Source organism: Desulfomicrobium macestii (assembly GCF_014873765.1).
Lineage (GTDB): Bacteria > Desulfobacterota > Desulfovibrionia > Desulfovibrionales > Desulfomicrobiaceae > Desulfomicrobium > Desulfomicrobium macestii.
Genome location: NZ_JADBGG010000007.1, coordinates 62,671 through 82,254, shown reverse-complemented (window position 1 = coordinate 82,254; position 19,584 = coordinate 62,671). Strand labels below are relative to the sequence as shown.

Genomic DNA, 19,584 nt, shown 5'->3' with positions numbered 1-19,584 from the left:
TGCTCTGGGGTATTGATATGGCTAAAACAATTACGCTTGAAATAGTGACACCAGACAAGATGGTGCTCAAGGAAGAGGTCGATTATGTCGGCGCTCCCGGCATCAATGGCGAATTCGGTGTCCTGCCCAATCATATCCCGTTTCTCTCTGCACTTGGTATCGGGAGCCTTTACTACAAACTCAACGGCAAGAAGTACTTCGTTTTTGTTGCCGGCGGTTTTGCCGAAGTCTCCCCTGCAAAGGTGACGGTTCTTGCCGAAGTTGCGGAAAGAGCTGAAGACATCGATCTGGAAAGAGCTCGCAGAGCTCAGGACAGAGCCGAGCAGCGCGCCAAGCAGCAACAGGAGAAATTGGATCACGCAGCCGTGCAGGCTGCATTGGCCAGAGCACTTCATCGCATGAAATGCCGGCAGACAGCTGTAAGTGAAGGCACTTGCCGCATGTAATGACCGACAATCACGGTATCTAGAAAGCAGGCTCTTCGGAGCCTGCTTTTTTTTTTACGACTATTCAATCTTGAGAATAATATAATATACCGATATCAAAGATTAAGAATTTTTGGACAGTTATCGTGAAATGGGCTCTCAGGGAACCTTGGCATTGAGCGCTTTTTTGTTGGTTGCGTGGCTCAAAAGCCAGCGAGAGTATTATTTGAAAGGACAGAGCCGAATACTTTTCGAGGAAAATCATGAAGCCAGAACTGGGATACGTCATCTTGGCAGCGGGCAAAGGCACGCGCATGCACTCCGATTCCCCCAAGGTTTTACAGCAGGTTTTGGGAAAGCCGCTTCTTGGCTATGTTTATGACGCGTTGACGCACGTGCCTGCGGCTCAGGTCTGGACCGTGGTCGGTTTTCAGTCCGCAAAGGTTGAAGACTGCTTTCCGGGGCAAAAGGGACAGTTTGTCCAGCAGGAGCAGCAACTGGGCACGGGACATGCGGTCATGCTCTCGTGGGAGCGCGTTGCCGCCTCTGGCATTTCTTATCTTTGCGTACTCAACGGAGACACCCCGCACGTTCCGGTTGATGCCATAGCCGATTTGGTTGAATTATGCGCTGCCCGTAACGCGGGCATGGGTATGTTGACCTTGCGGCTTGAAAATCCCTTTGGGTACGGCCGAGTCATCCGCAATGCCGAGGGCTGCGTGGAGCGGGTGGTAGAAGAAAAGGATTTCTGTGCAGCGGATCATGGCGGTGAGGTTTTTGAGGTCAATTCAGGGGTCTATGTGTTCGACGTTAAGCGCTGTGGGCCTCTGCTGGAAAAGATGGACCGCAACAATGCCCAGCAGGAATATTATCTGACCCAGATGATCGCCATCTGCGCTGCCGCAGGGTTGCCGGTCGCGGGATTGCCGTTTGGCAGCTCGGACCTTTTGCGGGGGATCAATTCGCCACGAGAGCTGGTTCGTTTTGAAGATTCCCTGCGTCGCCAGATCGTGGAAGGCTTGCTCGATTCAGGAGTCATCCTTCGTAATTGCGAGACAATTTTCATCGGGCCCGACGTTGCCGTCGCTCCCGGTGCCGAAATAATGGGGCCATGCGAAATTTACGGCTGTTCGCGAATCGAGCGCGGCGCGTTTATCTCTTCTCATTGCTGGATCAAGGATTCGATTCTTGGTCCTTGCCAAGTGAAATCCTTTTCTCATATTGAAGGATCTCACATCCGGGCGGGAGCGAGTGTTGGCCCGTACGGTCGGATCAGACCCGGCTCCGATATCGGAGAGGACGCGCGCGTGGGCAATTTCGTCGAAGTCAAGAAATCCGTGCTCCATGCCGGCGCCAAGGCTGGACATCTTTCCTACCTGGGCGACAGCGATATCGGTCCTGGAGTGAATATCGGCGCGGGAACCATCACCTGCAATTATGACGGCGCGAAGAAACATCGCACCGAAATTCATGAAAACGCCTTTATCGGCAGCAACACGGCGTTGGTCGCTCCCGTGGTCGTGGGAGCCGGCGCTCTTGTCGCCGCCGGTTCAGTGGTTACTAAAAATGTTCCGGATGGTGCCCTGTGCGTGGCCAGGGCCAGACAGTCGAATTTGGACCGCAAGAAAAAATCACTTCAATCCTAGGATAACTTATGGATATTCTTAATCAGTTGACAGAGAAGATAACCCTCCTACTGGAGCGCCAGGAAGCCTTGAAACTTGAGAATATGCAATTAAAGGAGTCCCTTGAGCAGGAGCGGCAGACCAAGGAGGCCGTTCTGTCCAGGGTGGAAAATATCTTGAACAGCCTGCAAGAGGTTGATAGAAACTAAGTAATGCCAGGATACAATTTGACAGTGCTCGGCCTCGATCTTTCCTTCGCGGCCGACGTCTCGCCCGAGCGGATTCATAAAGCTGTTGACCTGGTTCATCAGCGCTACAAGGATCTCGAAGGGCGGGTCAGTCACATGAGCAAGGAGCGGCTTCTGACATACCTGGCGTTGAGTCTGGCCGACGATTATTTACATGATCAAGGGAAGATGTCGCAACTTGAAGGCACGTTGCAGCAGCTTCTTTCGAAGATAGATAGTCCTGAAGAATAGTGAACAAGTACCCTGGAGGGTCAGTGATTGGTGATGCGTTTTTGAGCCAATAAAGCGCAATACGGGTAGCTTACAACGGTCTTGTGTGCACGCTTCGGGCAGCCGAAGAAGCCTGATGGGCTGTAGCCAACCCCCTCTTAACTTAAGAGGTTCAAAATGATTCCCAACACTGCCTTCCGGGGCTTTTATCTGGTTCGCCCCTTCCAACAGCCAGTCTCTCATACACTCCTTGCCGATCGTAATTAAGCGCTCGCGCTGTTGTCTCGTCAGTCCGATTTAAGGACAGGGACGACGTATCATGGTCGTTGCGCAGCCATCTTAAATATATTGTGCCAAGGAGTTTCCATGACCAGCCAGATCATAATCACCGCTTTCATTTGCACCGGGCTTGGTGCGGTTGCGGGTTTTTTGTTCAAAAAATACATCACCGATCAAGAGAACGACGACGCTCGCAAATTGTCCGAGCGGATTCTGGATGAAGCCAAGAAAGATGCGCAGGCGCACAAGAAAGAGGTTTTGCTCCAGGCCCAGGACGAGGTTTTTGCCCTGAAGAAGGAAGTCGAACAGGATGCCAAGGACCGTGAGCGCGAGCTGAAAAAGAACGAGGCCAGGCTGCAGGCCAAGGAAGAGCGTCTGGAAAAGAAGGTGGAGTCCCTGGCCTTGAAGGAAAGCGAGCTGGTCAGCCTTGAAAAGAAGGTTGCCAAGCAGGAGCGCGCCGTCGAGGAGAAGGAGGAGGGGCTGCAGGAGCTGATCGTTGCCCAGCAGACTCGCCTGGAGGAAATTTCCGGATTGACCGCCGAAGAGGCACGCGCCCGCCTCATGCAGGAAATTGAGAGCAAGGCTCGCCATGAGGCGGCCAAGATGGTGCGGGTGATCGAGGTCGAGGCGCAGGAGACCGCGCATCGCAAGGCGCAGAGGATCATTGCCAGCGCGGTTCAGCGCTACGCAGGCGATTATGTCTCCGAGCATACGGTCAGTTCGGTGGAGTTGCCCAGTGAAGACATGAAGGGCCGCATTATCGGCCGTGAAGGCCGCAATATTCGGGCCATTGAAGCGGCTACGGGTGTGGACCTGATTATCGACGACACGCCGGAAACGGTCATTTTGTCCGCATACAACCCGTTGCGCCGCGAGGTGGCCAAGCGTTCGCTGGAAAGGCTGATCAGCGATGGCCGCATTCATCCCGCACGTATCGAGGATATCGTCAAGAAGGTCGAAAAGGAGATGGATGTCCAGATCCGTGAAATCGGCGAGCAGGCCACTTTCGATCTCGGCGTGCACGGAATTCATCCCGAGATTGTCCGCCTGCTGGGGCAGCTGCGCTTCCGCACCAGTTTTACCCAGAATGTTCTGCAGCATTCCCTTGAGGTTGCTTTTTTGTGCGGAATCATGGCCGCCGAGCTTGGGCTGGACATCAAGAAGGCCAAGCGGGCCGGCCTGCTGCATGATCTGGGCAAGGCCGTGGACCACGAAGTCGAGGGCCCGCATGCGCTCATCGGTGCCGATCTGGCCAAGAAGTACAACGAGTCCGCCGAAATCGTGCACGCCATCGCCGCGCACCATGAGGATGTCCCGCCAAAGTCCGTCTATGCCGTGCTGGTCCAGGCCGCTGATAGCCTCTCCGGAGCACGCCCCGGAGCGCGCAAGGAGCTTTTGGAGAGCTACGTGAAGCGCCTTGAGGAGCTCGAAGGGATCGCCACCGGATTTACCGGCGTGAGCAGGGCCTTCGCCATTCAGGCCGGCCGCGAAGTTCGCGTCATGGTGGATTGCGAGGCGGTCAACGACGACCAGATCTACATGCTGAGCAAGGATATCGCCAAGCAGATAGAGGAAAAGATGACCTACCCCGGTCAGATCCGGGTTACGGTCATCCGCGAAAAGAGGGCCGTTGGCATTGCCAAATAGTTCCCGAATGCGGATTCTCTTTCTTGGTGACATCGTAGGAAATAGCGGGCGGCAGATGGTCAAGGATCATCTGCCGCGTTTGCGTCAGGAATTGGAGCTGGACGTGGTCCTGGCCAACGGCGAGAACGCTTCCGGCGGACTTGGGCTCTCGGCCAAAAGCGCCCAGGAGCTGCACAGATGCGGCGTCGATGTCCTGACCACCGGCAACCATGTCTGGAAATTTCCCGACATCCGCCCAGCGCTTGAGAATGAACCGTGGCTGCTGCGTCCGGGCAATTATCCCGTAGTGGCGCCGGGACGTGGCGCGGGCGTTTACGAACTGGGTGAAAACCTGCCGCCGCTCATGGTCGTCAATCTGCAAGGCCGGACCTTCATGGAAGCCATCGACTGCCCGTTCGCGGTTGCCGAGACTCTGGTCGCAAAGGCTCCGCCCGAGGCCGTGATCGTGGTCGACATGCATGCCGAAGCCACCTCGGAGAAGCGCGCACTGGCCCATCTGCTGCGCGGGCGGGTTCAGGCAGTGGTCGGCACGCACACCCATGTTCAGACCAATGACGCACGAATTTTGGACGGAATGACCGGCTACATCTCCGATCTTGGGATGTGCGGTCCGGAAGACTCCTGCCTGGGCATGGACAACGACATAATTTTGCGCAGATTTCGGACAGGACTACCCCAGCGTTTTGAACTGGCCAAGGGGCCGTGCATGCTGAACGGGGCGCTTATGGAAGTGGATAACGGCCATTGCCGCGGCATTTCGGCATGGCAATACAGGGCATCTTAAAGAACAGGAACCGTCATGACAGATATGGAGCTTGCTCGGCAGCTTGAGCAGATCCGGCGCGGAAGCGTCGAGATCATCAATGAAGAGGAACTGATCACAAAACTGCGCAGCGGCACTCCGCTGCGGATCAAGGCCGGTTTTGACCCCACCGCTCCGGACCTGCACCTTGGGCATACGGTACTGATCCAGAAGCTCAAGCATTTTCAGGAACTCGGACATCAGGTCATTTTTCTGATCGGTGATTTCACCGGCATGATCGGTGATCCCTCCGGAAAATCCGAAACGCGCAAGAAATTGACCCGCGAAGAGGTTCTCCGCAACGCCGAAACCTACAAGAAGCAGATTTTCAAGATCCTGGATCAAGAACGAACCGAAATCGCTTTTAACTCCACCTGGATGGACACGTTTTCCGCTGCGGATTTCATTGAGCTCTGCTCGCGTTACACTGTGGCCCGCATGCTTGAGCGCGATGATTTCGAGAAGCGCTTCAAGGGTAACCAGCCCATCTCCATCCACGAATTCCTGTACCCGCTGGTCCAGGGATACGACTCCGTGGCCCTCAGGGCCGATGTGGAGCTTGGCGGGACGGACCAGAAGTTCAATCTGCTCATGGGCCGCCACCTGCAGCGTGAGCACGGTCAGGCATCGCAGATCGTTTTGACCATGCCCATTCTGGAAGGCCTCGACGGAGTCCAGAAAATGAGCAAGTCGTTGGGCAACTACATTGGCATAGACGAGGCTCCGGGCGACATGTTCGGCAAGCTGATGTCCATCTCCGATGAGCTCATGTGGCGTTATTACGAGTTGCTTTCCGACAGTTCCCTGGACCGGATTTCTACCCTGCGGGAGCAGGTTGCCTCCGGGGCCCTGCATCCCAAGACCGCCAAGGAGGATCTGGCCCAGGAGATCACGACACGGTTTCACGGGGCAACGGCCGGCGCGGCAGCGCGTGAGGCTTTCAACGCCGTTTTCGCCAAGCAGGGCATTCCTGAGGACATCGAGGTTTTCACGGTTCAGGCCGGGGCGCTGCTGGTGGATGTTTTGAGCGAGAGCGGCGTGTGCTCTTCCAAGGGCGATGCCCGCCGGATGTGCAAGCAAAACGCCGTGACCATTGACGGACGCAAGGAAGACGACGCTTCCTTCGCATTCGCGCCGGGGGAATATGTGCTGAAGATCGGCAAGAAAAGATTCCTGAAGCTCGTGGCGGCTTAAGGGGGCAGGCTGATGTTTTCGATCTGGCGTAAAACCGTTCTGCTGGCGCGCATGGTCAAGATAGAACATTCGATCTTTGCCCTGCCGTTCGCCTATCTCGGGATGCTCTGGGCTGCGGATGGCTGGCCGGGCTGGAAGATATTTCTGGCCCTGACCGTGGCCATGGTGGCCGTGCGCTCCTTCGCCATGGCCGTCAATCGCCTTGCGGATCTTCCCATTGATTCCAAAAACCCGCGCACCCTGACCCGGCCCTTGGTGACGGGCGAACTCAAGGTTTCTGAAACGCTGGTTTTCATAGCCGTCAGCGCCCTTGTCTTCGTCGGGGCGTGCTGGCAGCTCAACGCCCTCTGTCTGGCGCTTTCTCCCTTGGCACTGGTCTGGTCCGCACTCTACAGCTTTACCAAACGGTTCACCTTTCTGTGCCATTTTTTTCTGGGCACGGTGCTTGGGCTTGCACCCCTGGCGGGATGGCTCGCCGTGTCTCCGGAGATTGCGCTTGCTCCCGTCCTTTTGGGCCTTGGAGTGACATTCTGGGTGGCCGGATTTGATATCCTTTACGCCTGTCAGGACGCCGAATTCGATCGGGCCGAGGGCCTGCATTCCTTGCCGGCAGGCAAGGGGGTGCCGATCGCGCTGTCTCTTTCGACCTTCAGCCATGTGACAACAGCCCTCTTTTTTCTTCTGGCCGGCTGGTCTGCCGGGGCCGGGCTTGTTTATGCGGGTTTTTGCCTGGTCGTGGCAGTGATCCTGCTTTTCGAGCACCGCCTGATAAGTGCCGATGACCTGAGCAGGGTCAACCTAGCTTTTTTCACCTTGAACGGGTTTGTAGCGGTTTTCTTGTTTGCGGGCGCGGTCATCGACACGACGCTTGGGTAATTAATCTTCAGGGAGCATCTCATGCGCGAAGCCAACGTTTTTCCCACCTACAGAGGGGAAATGGAATATGTCTGCCTCGGTTGTAAGGCCAGGTACCCCATCGACGAATTGCATTACACGTGTCCCAGCTGCAAGGGTGTTTTTCTGCTGGAGGACACACGCTTTTCCGAGTTGGAAAAGACACCCGGCACTGCCTGGCGCGATATCTTCGACCTGCGCGCGGCGACCAAGAATCCGGCCCTGCGTGGCATCTTCCGTTTTTACGAGCTGATGGCCCCTGTCGTGGGTGAAGAGGACATTGTCTACCTCGGGGAGGGCAACACCCCCGTGACCCGCTCCTCGCCCGCCCTGGAGCGTCTGGTGGGGCAACCCATGGCCTTCAAGAATGACGGACAGAATCCGTCCGCATCATTCAAGGATCGCGGCATGGCTTGCGCCTATTCGTACCTGCGCCATCTGGTCGCCAGACACGACTGGGACAATGTTCTGACCATCTGCGCCTCCACCGGCGACACCTCGGCCGCTGCGGCGCTCTATGCGGCGTATGTGGGGGAGCCTTTGACCTCGGTCGTGCTTTTGCCGCAGGGCAAGGTCACCGCACAGCAACTGTCCCAGCCTCTGGGCAGTGGGGCGAAAGTGCTCGAAATCCCCGGCGTTTTTGACGACTGCATGAAGGTGGTCGAATATCTGGCCGATCATTATCGGGTGGCGCTCCTCAATTCCAAGAACGCCTGGCGCATCCTCGGGCAGGAGAGCTATGCCTTTGAAGTGGCGCAGTGGTATGATTGGGATCTGCGCGGCAAAGTTGTTTTCGTGCCCATCGGCAATGCCGGAAACATCACGGCCATCATGAGCGGATTCCTGAAACTCCTGCGGCTTGGGATCATAGAGGCCCTGCCCCGCATCGTCGGTGTACAGTCCGAACATGCGGATCCGGTTTTCAGGTACTATGCCCAGGACACGGAGCAGCGCAGGTTCGAGGCCGTGAAGGTGCGGCCGTCAGTTGCCCAGGCGGCAATGATCGGCAATCCGGTGTCGTTTCCCCGGGTGGCGTATCTGGCCGAGCAGTACCAAAAGCTGGGTGGCGCGGGTTCGTTCCAGGTCGTGCAGGTCAGCGAACAGCGCATCATTGAGTCCATGCTGCTTGCCAACCGGCATGGCCACATCGCCTGCACCCAGGGCGGCGAATGCTTGGCCGGACTCCTGAAGGCCAAGGAACTCGGACTCATGGAAGAAGGCGAGCTTGCCGTGCTTGACGCCACGGCGCACGCTTTGAAGTTCGCCGGATTTCAGGACATGTATTTTCATGATGGCTTTGGTCCCGAATTCGAGATCACGCCGGACAGAAAACTGGCCAATGTGCCGCGCCTGGTCATTGATCAGGATGAGAAGGCGCGTCTGTCCGAGGAAGCGTTTACGGTTCAGGCCGCCCAGAATGTGGTCGGCATACTGGGGCTCGACAAAAAATGACGGCGTGTGTCTGAAACGCTCGAAAACAAAAATGGCCGGTGTGCGTAACCGGCCATTTTTTTTGAGGTAAGCGTATCTGCGCTAGATTCCAGGCGGAAGTCCGAGCAGGGCGATGCCGCGGGCGTTGGCAAAAGCCAGGGCCTGGTCCTGTTCGAAAAAGATGCACCCGCCAGCCTCAAAGGCCAGGCACGTCGCGCCGACATCGGCCATGGCTTGCAGCGTCTTCAGGCCAAAAGCCGGAAGGTCGAGCCTTTTATCCTGGGTCGGCTTTGGCCGCTTTACGACCACCGCGCCGGGGCCCCCGAGTTGGCCACCGCGTCGTATGGCTGCATCGGTGCCTTCAATGGCCTCGACGGCAAGAACGATTTTTTCCCGCACGACCAGGCACTGGCCGATGTCGAACTGTCCCAGGGATTGGGCCAGTTTCCATGCGAATTCCACATCCTCGCGTTCGGCCTGCGTGGGTTTTCTCTTGGTTAGCACCCCTTCGGGAGCGAGCAGGTCCGGCGAGTAGTGATGAGGCGCGACGACAGCGAGGCCTTCGCGTTCAAGTTCGGCAGTGAGCGCGCGCAGCAGGACGTCATCCCCGCGGGTCTTGATGGAAAAAAGAAGCCGTGCCGCTCGCCAGTCGGGCCGAAGATCAAGAGCCCTTGGCTTGTTGATGGGACCTGCCATGACCACGTGCGTGACGTGGTTAGCGGTGAAGAAATCGATGAGTTTGCCAAGCTGGCCAAGTTTGAGCCAGGAGAAATTGTCGCAGTGGGCCCTAAAGGCAGGGTCGGTGTCGGATGCGAAGCCGACACCGATGACGCGTTCGCCGCGTTCTTTAGCCGTATTGGCCACGGTGATGGGAAATGAGCCGCCGCCCGCGATGATGCCAAGCGTTCTGGTCATGGCCTGTCTAGATGCGTTCAGGCGTTATCGTGCCTCGTTTGCTGCTGCGGATGAAGTCGAGGAGCTTCATGACCTGGGAGAAGTTGCCAAGCTCCGTCTCGACCTGCTGCATGACTTCGTTGCGTTCCTGGTTGGACCGCCAGATCAGCTTGTATGCGGACTTCAAGGCGTGAATCTCCTCGGAGGAAAACCCGTGCCTGCGCAAACCGATGAGGTTGAGTCCGCGCAATGTGGCGCGCTCGCCAACGGCCAGCATGAAGGGCGGCACATCCTGGGCGACACCGGTTTTCCCGCCGATGAATGCGAAGTCACCGATGTTCACGAACTGGTGCACGGCCGAAAGGCCGCCCACGACCACTTCATTGCCTACGACGACATGACCGGCAAGGGTCGCGGCGTTGGCCAGGACGTTGTTGTCACCAACCACGCAGTCGTGCGCGATGTGGGAGTAGGCCATCATCAGGTTGTCCGACCCGACCTGGGTTATTCCGCCGCCACCTTCCGTGCCACGGTGGATGGTTGAAAATTCGCGGATTCTGTTGCGGTCCCCGATGACGAGCCTGCTCTCTTCTCCGCCGAATTTGAGATCCTGTGGCTCACCGCCGACGCAGGCCATGGAATGGACATGATTTTTCGTGCCCAGGGTAGTAAAGCGCTTGATCTGGGCTCCGGCGTCGATGACTGTCTCGTCACCGATGTGAACCCCGTCTTCGATAACTGCAAAAGGGCCGACCGTGACACCGGTGCCAAGGTACGCATCCGGATGAACTACCGCTGAAGGGTGTATGTTTGTTTGCATCAGTCCTCCCTCGGAACCACGGAAGCGGTCAGGATGCCTTCAGCCACGACCTTTCCGTCGACCATGGCCTTGCCGTTGGTTTTCCACATGCTCATCTTGTGACGTTCGTAGGTGACGTGCAGGTGCAGCTGGTCACCGGGAAACACGGGGCGGCGGAAGCGAACTTTCTCCATTCCGGTGAACAGAAAAATCTTGCCCACGGTGTCCGCCGGAGGAAGACTCTTTATGACCATTATTCCACCAGCCTGGGCCAGTGCTTCAAGAATGAGCACTCCGGGCATGACCGGATAGGACGGGAAGTGACCCTGAAAAAAAGGTTCGTTGATGGATACGCTTTTGATGGCGTGCACAGATTTCATGGGCTCGAAGGAGAGCACCCGGTCAACCAGCAGGAAAGGATAGCGATGTGGAAGCAGATCCAAAATGTCACGGCTTACGATTTCGCCATTCTCAGGTTTGTTGATCATATCATTTTCCTTTGTTCGCAAGTTCTTCCCGGAGTGCGGCCAGTTCCTTTTCAAGTTTGCCAAGCCGTCGCTTCATTTCCGGCAGCTTGGGCATGATGGCCGAGGTCCGAAGGAATGATCCGTGGGACATGACCGGAATGCCGCTCAGGTCCTGGCCCGGCGGTACATCCTTGCCCACTCCGGATTTGGCGCCGATTCGGCATCCGTCGCCAAGATTGATGTGGCCGGCGACACCGACCTGCCCGGCCAGAACCACCCCGTTGCCCAGGGTGGTCGATCCTGCGATGCCGACTTGCGACACGATGATACAGTTTCGTCCGACCCGTACATTGTGGCCAAGCTGAACCAGATTGTCGATCTTGGTCCCTTGCCCCACACGGGTTTCTCCCAGGGCAGCACGATCTATGGTCGTGTTTGCCCCGATTTCCACATCGTCCTCGATCACGGTACGGCCAATCTGGGGAAATTTGGTCATCCCCGAGGCCGCCTGGGCGAATCCGAATCCGTCGCTGCCCAGAACCGTTCCGGCATGCAGAATGACACGTTTTCCGACCAGCGTGCCGGCCATGAGCGAGCAGTTGGGATAGATTATGGCGTCTTCGTCGACCACGCAGTCTTCGCCGATGTACGAGCCGCTGAATACGCGAACCCTCGCGCCGACCCTTGCCCCTCTGCCGATGAAAACAAAAGGGGCGATGGCGGCACTTGGGTCAATGCTTGCATCTTCATGCACAAAGGCCAGGGGGCTCATGCCTTCAAAAGAGCCCTGCGGCTTGGCAAAAAGCTGAACGGCGCGCGCAAAATCAAGATACGGATTGGCGCTGATCAGGCAGGATTTGGAATCCGGGGCCTGATCAGCGCTGACGAGGACTGCACCTGCGCCGGTCGTTTCGAGCTGCGGCGCGTATTTGGGATTGGCCAGAAAGGACAGTTCGGATTCTGAAGCCTCGGCCAGGGTGTTGACCCCGGAGATCTCCATGTCACTGCCCTTTAAGGATATACCCAGACGGGATGCGATTTCGGAAAGAAGCATTGCGGGCCCTGTTATTTGCCGCGCATGGCTTTGTTGAGTTCCGCCAGGATGGCATTTGTGAGGTCAACGCTGTCCTGCCCGTAAATCACTCCACTGGCCTGCTTGTCGAAAATGGCCGTGTATCCGTTTTTCTTTCCGTAGCTCTCAATGACTTCAAGGAGCTTGTCGATGATGGGCTTTGAGAGGCTCTGCTCGGCCTGCTGCAGCTTGCGCTGGTAGCTTTGGCCCATGTCCTGGAAGTCGCGCACTTTGCGCTTGTACTGGGTTTCCTTGTCCATTTTGGCTTCCTGGCTGAGCATCATGGACTGTTTCTGAAGTTCGTCCTTCAGTGTATCCAGGGCCTTTTTCTGGGTGTCGAGATTGTCCTTCATGTCCTTGAATTGGGACTTGAGCTGCTCCATGGCCTTGGAACCGGGCTCGGACTTGGCGATGACCGCCTTCATATCGATAAAACCGATTTTGGTTTCCGCTCCAGCCGTCAGGGCCATGCAAAATACGAGAAAAATTGTCAGGGTAAATGCACGCATGTAAAACTCCTCACCAATAATGTGTAATTTGACTTGATGTTAAAAGAACTGTCCAACGGAAAATTCAAAGCGACCCTTTTTATCATCATCAACTTCGACCGTGTCCAGAGGATATCCATACTCCAGACGCAACGGTCCCAGAGGCGAGTACCAGCGCACGCCGGCACCGACGCTCTTGTAGAGATCCATGTCAATGGATTCGTCATCGTCCCACGTTTTTCCGGCATCAAAGAAGACCAGCCCCACGATGCCCATCTCCTTGTGCAGTGGCACCAGATATTCCGCGTTGAAGAAGAAACTCTTGTTTCCGCCTTTCTCATCACCTTCATCATAGCCGTCCTGCCCTTCCTTTTGGTCATAGACGGGGGAGATGGTGCGTTCCTTGTAGCCGCGTACCGAATTCATGCCTCCAAGGTAGAAACGCTCGAAGGGCGGAATGCGGTCGCTGCCGTTCTGCATCACGTATCCGGCCTGTGCATGCAGGTGGATGATGGTTTCCAGGAAGATCGGAAAATAGTGATTGGCGTCGGCAATGTATTTGACGAAATCGTCATCGCCTCCAATCAGGCCGCCGGCGTATTCCACGGAAAATTGGTGGGTGACGCCCTTGGAGGGATTGATGCGCCTGTCGGTCGTGTCGCGCTTGATGGATGCGAACAGCGCACTGGCCCAGTTCTGCCCTTCGATGTCTTTAATGACCTTGTCGGCGTCATCGTCGACGTTTTCGATGGTGTAGCGCTCAAGTCGGTAGTTCCAGGACAGGTTGGTGTATTCCCCGAGCGGGTATCCGAAGAGCAGCCTGGCTCCCATGGCCTGCTTGTCGTAATCGGAGTACTCGTTCATCGTGTTGTAGAGGCTCATGCCGACGCCAAGGTCCGTGTCGTCGTAATGGGGGTTCCAGAACGTGGCGGTGTAATCGGCAGACTTTGCGCTGATGGTTCCCTTGAAACCAAGTTGGTAACCCATGCCGAAGAGATTGCGCTCCAGCACCTGACCCGAGAAGAACACCTGCGAATAGCTGGAATAGCCTACGCCCGCGGAAAACTGCCCTGTGGGTTTCTCCTTGACCTTGACGCGCAGGTTGAGGGCGCTGGGATTGGCCGTGGGTTCCGGGGTGATCTCCACGGTCTCGAAGAAGTCGAGCCTGTTGAGGCGGGCATTGGACCTGCGCAGCAGTGATCCGTCAAAGAGGTCGCCGTCGACGAGACGCATCTCGCGGCGGATGACATTGTCCCTGGTCTTGGTGTTGCCCTCGATCAGGACGCGGTTGATGGATATCTTGTTGCCCTTGGACAACAGGTAAGTGATGTCCAGCTTCTTCTCTTCTTCGTTGCGGGCCATGTTTACGTCAGCTTCGGCGAAGGCGTATCCGAAGTTGGAGTAGTGTTCCACGAGCTTCTGCAGGTCGGAGCGCAGAACCGAGCGGTCAAAAAATTCATTTTCGGCGGCCAGATCGTCCAGGGCGATGACGCTGTTCAGGTCTTCAGGGGTGGCGATCATTTCCCCTTCATACTTGACGGAAGCCACCGTGTAGCGCTCGCCTTCCTCGACCTGGAATGTGACGGTGATGCCGTCGTCCAGGTAAGTGACTTCGGGCTGCCCCACCTTGGCGTTCAGGAAACCGCGGTTGCCGTAATAGGCTTCCAGGGCCGCCGCGTCGCGGTCCAGGATTTCCTCGCGCAGCACGCCCGTCCCTGTCATCCAGGAAAGCATGCCGCGTTCGGTCAAGGCCAGTTCGTCCTTGAGGTCGGAAGGATCGAGTTGCTTGGCGCCCTGAATGACGATGTCCGTCACGTAGAGCTTCTTGCCTTCCTTGACGAGGATGTTGAGCCGTGCGCGCTTGGCGTCGGCCTGGGTCAAGGTGTAGTCGATCTCGGCGTTGTAGAAGCCGTCCTTACGGTACAGTTCGCGTATCTTGCCCATGTCGTCAGCCAGGACCCGGGGGTTGAGCACCGCGCCGGTCTTGGTGGCGATGGTGGCCAGCAGGTCGTCGGCGTCAAGCTCTTCCGCACCCTCGACGCTGATGGCCGAGATGAGCGGTTTTTCCTTGACGGTTATGATCAGGCGCTTGCCTTCGGCCGTGTCTTCCAGCGCGATGGCGATGTCGTCGAAATATCCAAGTTCGTAGAGGCTCTTGAGTTCAGTGTTGACGGCCTTGGGGTCGTAGACGTCACCGGGCTGGATTCTGAGCCGCATCAGGACCACGTCGTCGTCGAGGATTTCGTTCCCGCGTACATCGATGGAAGCGATCCTGTCTTTTTGCTGCACGCCGGTCTGGATTTTGGCCGCCGTGTCTTCAATGGCCGGCAGGATGTTGATCACACCCTCCTTGACCACGAAAAACGGTTTCGGCTCACGGACGCCGTAGGCTTCCACAAGCCTGGTGTCGATGCTGATGGTCTCGCCGACCTGGCTGAAGCTGCCGTAGACGGCGTAAGCCGCGCCGGAGAGCAGCGCCATGTCCCTGGCGACTCCAAGATCCAGGTACTCGACCTGCTGTTCCTGAAGGAGACGCGTGGTTTCCTCTTGCGGAATCACTTCCAGGCCCAGGGCCGTCAGGCGATCCTGAAGCAGCTTGGGCAGGCTCTCCTCCAGGTAGGCCAGCTCCGGTGCCGCATTCACGGCAAACGGAAGTACGATGACCTTTTTCGTCGGTTCAGCAAACCCGGGGAGGGTACAGAAGAGACTCAGGATGACGATCAGACACAGGAGGGCATTACGCTTCATACAATTCTCCGGAACGCAGCTCCAATGTGCGGTGCATGCATTGGGCAAGTTCAGCATTGTGGGTAACGATGACCAGGGTGACTCCCTGATCCTTGTTCAGATGCAATAAAAGATCATTGACTTCCCGGCCTGTCCGTTCATCAAGGTTCCCGGTAGGTTCGTCGGCAAGCACCACGGCGGGTTCAAGCAGAATGGCCCGGGCAATGGCCGCCCTTTGTCTCTCTCCCCCGGACAGGGTGGTTACCCTGTGATGGCGTCGATGCGCAAGCCCCACCCGGGACAAAGCCGCATCGGCCTTTTCAAGGGCCAGGCTTCTGGCCATGCCGCCGATGATGCCCGGCATGGCCACGTTTTCGCGAGTCGAGAATTCGGGAAGCAGATGGTGGAACTGGAAAACAAAGCCCATGTTCCTGTTGCGGATACGGGCCCGTTCTTTCCAGCCAAGGGTTGAGATGTCCGCCCCGTTGAAAAGGATGGAGCCGCTCGATGGCACGTCAAGCGTGCCCATGAGCTGCAGCAGCGTGCTCTTGCCCGATCCCGAGGCGCCGACGATGGCCAGGGAGTCTCCGCCGAGCACGGTGAGGTCGACGCCGGAAAGGACTGTGATGGTTTCCTCGCCCTGTTCATAGGCCTTGCCGACGCCTTGCAGGCGGTAGACTTCACTCATAGCGCAGCGCCTCTGTCGGATGCATTTTCGCGGCCTGCCTGGCCGGGTACAACGTGGCCAGGAAGCATAGCGCCATGGCCGCGACGGCGATGAGGGACATGTCGAGAAATTCTATTTTCACGGGCAGATGGTCCAGATAATAGACATCCGCGGGAAGTTTGATGAACTGGTACTTCTGGAGCAGGGAGCAAATGGCAAGTCCCAGCCCGAATCCGATGCTCGTCCCTACGGCACCTATGAGCGAGCCCTGCAGGATGAAGATGTTGCGGATCTGGGGGGGCGTCGCACCAAGAGCCATGAGCACGGCGATGTCCTTGGTCTTCTCCATGACCATCATGACCAGGGTGGTGATGATGGAAAAGGAGCCGACCAGCACGATCATGATCAGGATGACCGCCATGGCCGTCTTTTCAAGCTTCAGCGCCGCAAAGAGGTTCTGGTTCATCTCTATCCAGTTGCGCGAATAAAGGGGAAATCCGCCCAGCGCGCGGACCAGCGCTTCGCCGATTTTCTGCACGCCGTCTATGTCCGAAACCTTGTATTCGATCCCGGTCACGAAATCTCCGTCAAAGCCCAGGATTCTCTGTGCCTCGGGGATGGACACGAAAGCCAGCGACGAGTCGTATTCGAACATGCCGGAACTGAAGATGCCGACCACGTTGAAGAAAACGATCTTCGGAGAAAATCCGGCGGCCGATTTCTTTCCGCTCGGCGCAAGCAGACTTACCCTGCTGCCGATGGTCAGGCCCAGCCGTGAAGCCAGTTCCTTGCCGATGACGATGCCCGGGATGTCGCCCGTGTTGCCCAAATCCGCGAGGCTGCCGCTGATCAGATCCTTTTCGACGGTCAGGACCGTCCCGGCGCTTTGCGGGTCCACGCCACGCAGCACGACGCCTTTGACCCCCGAGGGAGTGGAGAGCATGACTTCGTAGTAGATGAATGGCGTGGCGGCGACGACGCCCTCGACCTTCAGGCTTTTTTGCACCAGACGATCATAATCGCCGATGGTCTGTTTGACCGAGCCGAGGATGAGGTGGGAGTTGATGCCCAGAATCTTGTCGCGCAGGTTGTCGCTGAAGCCGTTCATGACCCCGAGGACCACGATCAGTGAGGCCACGCCAATGGCCACGCCCAGCACGGAGATGAGCGAGATGACGGAAATGAAGGCCTGCTTGCGCCGGGCCAGGAGATACCGCAGGGAAACGAACAATTCAAAGTGCATGGGTTCTCGCTCTGAAAGACCGGTGCCACACCGCGCCCAGGCCAGGTCGGATCTAGCCGACGATTTCAGGCCGTAGCAGCGGGAAGAGAATGACTTCCCGGATGGACGGAGAGTCCGTCAGCAGCATGACCAATCGGTCAATGCCGATACCCTGTCCGGCTGCCGGAGGCATGCCGTATTCCAGGGCGCGGATATAGTCTTCGTCCATGGCGTGGGCCTCGTCATCGCCGGCGGCTTTTTCCCGCACCTGTTCCTCGAAGCGATCCTTCTGGTCGTACGGATCGTTCAGCTCGGAAAAGGCATTGGCCATTTCTTGCCCGCAGATGAACAGTTCGAATCGGTCCGTGATTTCGGGATTCTGGTCGTTCTTGCGGGACAGGGGGGATATGTCTGTCGGGTAATGATAAATGAAATGGGGCTGGATCAGCTTGGGCTCGACCAAATTGTCAAAGAGCTTGGCCTGGAGCTTACCGAGCTTCTCCTTGGGGTGCACGGTTTCGCCCAGCTTCTGGGCCAGATCCTTGCACTTGCCGTAATCGAGGTAGATTTCCGGGGAGACGCCGCCGATGGTTTCCAGGGATTCATGAAAGGGCATGCGCACACAGCCATCCTGAAGATCGATGACATTGCCCTGGTATTCAACCAGATGCGTCCCGCAGACGGACTTGGCCAAGGCGCAAAGGAGTTCCTGGGTCAGGTCCATGAGGTCGACGAAGGTTGCATACGCCCAGTAGAATTCGATCATGGTGAATTCGGGATTGTGGCGGGTGTCGATGCCTTCGTTGCGGAAGTTGCGGTTGATCTCGTAGACGCGGTCAAATCCGCCCACAAGCAGGCGCTTGAGGTAAAGCTCGGGAGCGATGCGCAGAAAAAGGTCCATGTCGAGCGCGTTGTGATGCGTGCGGAAGGGCTTGGCCGTGGCGCCGCCAGCGATGGGCTGCATCATGGGCGTCTCCACTTCCAGGAACCTGCGTTCGTTCAGGAAGTCGCGGATGAACTGCACTATGGCCGTGCGTTTGCGGAAGATGTCGCGAGCCCGGTCATTCACCAGCAGGTCCACGTAGCGCTGGCGATACCGCGTCTCTACATCCTTCAGGCCGTGGTATTTTTCCGGCAGAGGACGCATGGACTTGGAAAGCAGCCGCACCTCGGAAGACTTGATCGTCAGTTCCCCGGTCTTGGTGCGGAAAAGGGCGCCGGTGACACCGACGATGTCGCCGATCTCGAATTTCTTGAATACGCCGTACTGCTCGACTCCCAGATCATCACGCTGGGCGTAGACCTGAATCTTGCCGCTGGTATCCTGAACATGGAAGAATGTCGCCTTGCCAAAGGAGCGATGGGCCATGATCCGGCCGCTCAGGGCAAAGGTCAGTCCTTCCTGTTCAAGGACGCTCTCGTCCTTTTCGCCGTGCGCTTCGAGAACGTCGCCAATTTCCGCGGAACGGCGAAAATCATTGGGATATAAGGGAATGCCCGCATCAAGCAGAAACTGCGCCTTTTCCTTGCGGTGGCGCAGCAGTTGCTTCTCGCTCGGGGCATTGGTCTGGTCTTTTGTCAAGGAAAGTCTCCGTTTCGGGAATGATAGCGTCAAACAAACAAATTCGGGTATTGGAAATTGGACCTATCGTCAAGAAAAGTCAATGCCCGGGAGGTGGCGCTAGATCTGGAAATCCGCCGGTTTGGAGTCTTCTTGCCAGGCTTGCGCCGTTTCTGAAGACCTTTTCGGAGGGCATGCCGATCTTTGTCAAAAGTCGGCCCAGGGCTGCCTGCTGCTTATCGGGGGCGAAGAGTGGGTAATCACTGCCGAAAAGAATCCGTTCGGGATCATGCCGCTTCAGGATTGCCGCAAATGCCGGTTCGGGAACCACCCCTGGGCAGCAGGACGTGTCCATGTACAGGTCGAGACCGGCGAGGTGGGCGAGAGTCTCTTCCCAAAGGTAAAGTCCGCCCAGGTGCGCGGCGATGACCTCAAGGCCGGGGAAGCGTTTCAAGATCACGGCCAGGTCGCGGGGGCGGGACAGGGTCGCGCCGTTCTCCCTGATCGGGCCCATGTGGATCATGAGCAGGAACCGCCCTTGCGCGGCTTCCCAGACAGGATTCCAGCGTGGAGAATCCAGCGCGATGCCGCAGAGGTCGGGGTGGATCTTGAGGCCCCGGATGCCGTTTCGTTCCAGCCGGTCCAGTTCGGTTTCCCAGGACGGATGGTCCGGGTGCACGGTGCCGAGGGGAATGAGCCGGGAGTGCGCGCGGCGCAGGGAAAGCATCCATGAATTGGCCGGAATCAGCTGGTCCGGGCGCAGTGCGGCGGTGAAGCACAGAGCATGGGACAACCCGGCGCGGTCCAGGTGCTTGAGGAGATCCTCTGCCGAGCCGTCTCCGGCCGGGTGTGTTCCAAACTCGTGGCCAATGGCCGCGGCAAGCTTGGGCGCAATCTTCGGCGGGAACACATGGGTGTGGCAGTCGACCATG

The 19,584-nt window shown here is 57.4% G+C and carries 19 protein-coding genes and 1 other RNA gene; 10 read left to right on the top strand and 10 right to left on the bottom strand.

Translation table 11 applies throughout. The features are described from left to right. Positions 1 to 17: 17 nt before the first annotated feature. The 10 genes from H4684_RS06425 to thrC all read left to right on the top strand — a co-directional run bounded on the left by H4684_RS06425 (position 18) and on the right by thrC (position 8,776). Positions 18 to 446, top strand: a complete 429-nt coding sequence (locus H4684_RS06425) for a F0F1 ATP synthase subunit epsilon (RefSeq protein ID WP_092193285.1) — start codon at positions 18 to 20, stop codon at positions 444 to 446. A 242-nt stretch (positions 447 to 688) separates the two neighbouring features. Beyond that, positions 689 to 2,071, top strand: coding sequence for a bifunctional UDP-N-acetylglucosamine diphosphorylase/glucosamine-1-phosphate N-acetyltransferase GlmU (gene glmU, locus H4684_RS06420; RefSeq protein ID WP_192623218.1), 1,383 nt, complete (start codon positions 689 to 691; stop codon positions 2,069 to 2,071). Between the two features lie 8 nt (positions 2,072 to 2,079). After that, positions 2,080 to 2,259, top strand: coding sequence for a hypothetical protein (locus tag H4684_RS06415; RefSeq protein ID WP_015775528.1), 180 nt, complete (start codon positions 2,080 to 2,082; stop codon positions 2,257 to 2,259). Positions 2,260 to 2,262: 3 nt separating this feature from the next. Then, positions 2,263 to 2,529 carry a cell division protein ZapA gene (locus H4684_RS06410; RefSeq protein WP_092193289.1) on the top strand — a complete coding sequence of 89 codons (267 nt, stop codon included), beginning with the start codon at positions 2,263 to 2,265 and terminating at the stop codon, positions 2,527 to 2,529. Between the two features lie 6 nt (positions 2,530 to 2,535). Then, a non-coding RNA gene (gene ssrS, locus H4684_RS06405) (6S RNA) lies at positions 2,536 to 2,716 on the top strand. 158 nt (positions 2,717 to 2,874) lie between these two features. Continuing rightward, positions 2,875 to 4,434, top strand: a complete 1,560-nt coding sequence (rny, locus tag H4684_RS06400; RefSeq protein ID WP_192623217.1) for a ribonuclease Y — start codon at positions 2,875 to 2,877, stop codon at positions 4,432 to 4,434. A gap of 7 nt (positions 4,435 to 4,441) precedes the next feature. Then, positions 4,442 to 5,218: a TIGR00282 family metallophosphoesterase gene (locus H4684_RS06395; RefSeq protein WP_192623250.1), complete on the top strand. Its 777-nt coding sequence runs from the start codon at positions 4,442 to 4,444 to the stop codon at positions 5,216 to 5,218. Between the two features lie 15 nt (positions 5,219 to 5,233). Further along, entirely contained in the window at positions 5,234 to 6,430 is a 1,197-nt protein-coding gene (tyrS, locus tag H4684_RS06390; RefSeq protein WP_092193294.1) for a tyrosine--tRNA ligase, read from the top strand. Between the two features lie 12 nt (positions 6,431 to 6,442). Further along, positions 6,443 to 7,306, top strand: a complete 864-nt coding sequence (locus H4684_RS06385; RefSeq protein WP_192623216.1) for a UbiA-like polyprenyltransferase — start codon at positions 6,443 to 6,445, stop codon at positions 7,304 to 7,306. Between the two features lie 21 nt (positions 7,307 to 7,327). After that, the gene (thrC, locus tag H4684_RS06380; protein WP_192623215.1) at positions 7,328 to 8,776 is read left to right on the top strand and encodes a threonine synthase; all 1,449 of its coding nucleotides are present in this window, start codon (positions 7,328 to 7,330) and stop codon (positions 8,774 to 8,776) included. Between the two features lie 81 nt (positions 8,777 to 8,857). Here thrC and H4684_RS06375 read toward each other — a convergent pair whose 3' ends face one another. The 10 genes from H4684_RS06375 to H4684_RS06330 all read right to left on the bottom strand — a co-directional run bounded on the left by H4684_RS06375 (position 8,858) and on the right by H4684_RS06330 (position 19,583). Continuing rightward, positions 8,858 to 9,670 carry an LpxI family protein gene (locus tag H4684_RS06375; protein WP_092193300.1) on the bottom strand — a complete coding sequence of 271 codons (813 nt, stop codon included), beginning with the start codon at positions 9,668 to 9,670 and terminating at the stop codon, positions 8,858 to 8,860. 7 nt (positions 9,671 to 9,677) lie between these two features. Further along, complete coding sequence (gene lpxA / locus H4684_RS06370; RefSeq protein ID WP_092193302.1) at positions 9,678 to 10,469, bottom strand: acyl-ACP--UDP-N-acetylglucosamine O-acyltransferase; 792 nt, start codon at positions 10,467 to 10,469, stop codon at positions 9,678 to 9,680. Further along, on the bottom strand, positions 10,469 to 10,933 hold the full coding sequence (gene fabZ / locus H4684_RS06365; RefSeq protein WP_371877443.1) for a 3-hydroxyacyl-ACP dehydratase FabZ: 465 nt from the start codon (positions 10,931 to 10,933) through the stop codon (positions 10,469 to 10,471). The genes lpxA and fabZ overlap by 1 nt, the downstream gene beginning before the upstream one ends. A 4-nt stretch (positions 10,934 to 10,937) precedes the next feature. Continuing rightward, positions 10,938 to 11,969: a UDP-3-O-(3-hydroxymyristoyl)glucosamine N-acyltransferase gene (gene lpxD, locus H4684_RS06360; RefSeq protein ID WP_192623214.1), complete on the bottom strand. Its 1,032-nt coding sequence runs from the start codon at positions 11,967 to 11,969 to the stop codon at positions 10,938 to 10,940. An 11-nt stretch (positions 11,970 to 11,980) separates the two neighbouring features. After that, a complete protein-coding gene (locus H4684_RS06355) occupies positions 11,981 to 12,496 on the bottom strand; it encodes an OmpH family outer membrane protein (RefSeq protein WP_192623213.1) in 516 nt (171 codons plus the stop codon). Between the two features lie 39 nt (positions 12,497 to 12,535). After that, positions 12,536 to 15,223, bottom strand: coding sequence for an outer membrane protein assembly factor BamA (gene bamA / locus H4684_RS06350; protein WP_192623212.1), 2,688 nt, complete (start codon positions 15,221 to 15,223; stop codon positions 12,536 to 12,538). After that, on the bottom strand, positions 15,213 to 15,890 hold the full coding sequence (locus H4684_RS06345; RefSeq protein ID WP_092193312.1) for an ABC transporter ATP-binding protein: 678 nt from the start codon (positions 15,888 to 15,890) through the stop codon (positions 15,213 to 15,215). The genes bamA and H4684_RS06345 overlap by 11 nt, the downstream gene beginning before the upstream one ends. After that, positions 15,883 to 17,112, bottom strand: coding sequence for a lipoprotein-releasing ABC transporter permease subunit (locus H4684_RS06340; RefSeq protein WP_092193314.1), 1,230 nt, complete (start codon positions 17,110 to 17,112; stop codon positions 15,883 to 15,885). The genes H4684_RS06345 and H4684_RS06340 overlap by 8 nt, the downstream gene beginning before the upstream one ends. Before the next feature lie 52 nt (positions 17,113 to 17,164). After that, positions 17,165 to 18,673: a lysine--tRNA ligase gene (gene lysS, locus H4684_RS06335; RefSeq protein ID WP_192623211.1), complete on the bottom strand. Its 1,509-nt coding sequence runs from the start codon at positions 18,671 to 18,673 to the stop codon at positions 17,165 to 17,167. A 79-nt stretch (positions 18,674 to 18,752) separates the two neighbouring features. Next, positions 18,753 to 19,583, bottom strand: a complete 831-nt coding sequence (locus H4684_RS06330) for an amidohydrolase family protein (protein WP_192623210.1) — start codon at positions 19,581 to 19,583, stop codon at positions 18,753 to 18,755. Position 19,584 lies beyond the last annotated feature (1 nt).

What these genes read in the sequence shown, in the direction of transcription:
- H4684_RS06425 (WP_092193285.1), top strand. Translation starts at nt 18, where the DNA reads ATGGCTAAAACAATTACGCTTGAAATAGTGACACCAGACAAGATGGTG.
- glmU (WP_192623218.1), top strand. Translation starts at nt 689, where the DNA reads ATGAAGCCAGAACTGGGATACGTCATCTTGGCAGCGGGCAAAGGCACG.
- H4684_RS06415 (WP_015775528.1), top strand. Translation starts at nt 2,080, where the DNA reads ATGGATATTCTTAATCAGTTGACAGAGAAGATAACCCTCCTACTGGAG.
- H4684_RS06410 (WP_092193289.1), top strand. Translation starts at nt 2,263, where the DNA reads ATGCCAGGATACAATTTGACAGTGCTCGGCCTCGATCTTTCCTTCGCG.
- rny (WP_192623217.1), top strand. Translation starts at nt 2,875, where the DNA reads ATGACCAGCCAGATCATAATCACCGCTTTCATTTGCACCGGGCTTGGT.
- H4684_RS06395 (WP_192623250.1), top strand. Translation starts at nt 4,442, where the DNA reads ATGCGGATTCTCTTTCTTGGTGACATCGTAGGAAATAGCGGGCGGCAG.
- tyrS (WP_092193294.1), top strand. Translation starts at nt 5,234, where the DNA reads ATGACAGATATGGAGCTTGCTCGGCAGCTTGAGCAGATCCGGCGCGGA.
- H4684_RS06385 (WP_192623216.1), top strand. Translation starts at nt 6,443, where the DNA reads ATGTTTTCGATCTGGCGTAAAACCGTTCTGCTGGCGCGCATGGTCAAG.
- thrC (WP_192623215.1), top strand. Translation starts at nt 7,328, where the DNA reads ATGCGCGAAGCCAACGTTTTTCCCACCTACAGAGGGGAAATGGAATAT.
- H4684_RS06375 (WP_092193300.1), bottom strand. Translation starts at nt 9,670, where the DNA reads ATGACCAGAACGCTTGGCATCATCGCGGGCGGCGGCTCATTTCCCATC.
- lpxA (WP_092193302.1), bottom strand. Translation starts at nt 10,469, where the DNA reads ATGCAAACAAACATACACCCTTCAGCGGTAGTTCATCCGGATGCGTAC.
- lpxD (WP_192623214.1), bottom strand. Translation starts at nt 11,969, where the DNA reads ATGCTTCTTTCCGAAATCGCATCCCGTCTGGGTATATCCTTAAAGGGC.
- H4684_RS06355 (WP_192623213.1), bottom strand. Translation starts at nt 12,496, where the DNA reads ATGCGTGCATTTACCCTGACAATTTTTCTCGTATTTTGCATGGCCCTG.
- bamA (WP_192623212.1), bottom strand. Translation starts at nt 15,223, where the DNA reads ATGAAGCGTAATGCCCTCCTGTGTCTGATCGTCATCCTGAGTCTCTTC.
- H4684_RS06345 (WP_092193312.1), bottom strand. Translation starts at nt 15,890, where the DNA reads ATGAGTGAAGTCTACCGCCTGCAAGGCGTCGGCAAGGCCTATGAACAG.
- H4684_RS06340 (WP_092193314.1), bottom strand. Translation starts at nt 17,112, where the DNA reads ATGCACTTTGAATTGTTCGTTTCCCTGCGGTATCTCCTGGCCCGGCGC.
- H4684_RS06330 (WP_192623210.1), bottom strand. Translation starts at nt 19,583, where the DNA reads ATGGTCGACTGCCACACCCATGTGTTCCCGCCGAAGATTGCGCCCAAG.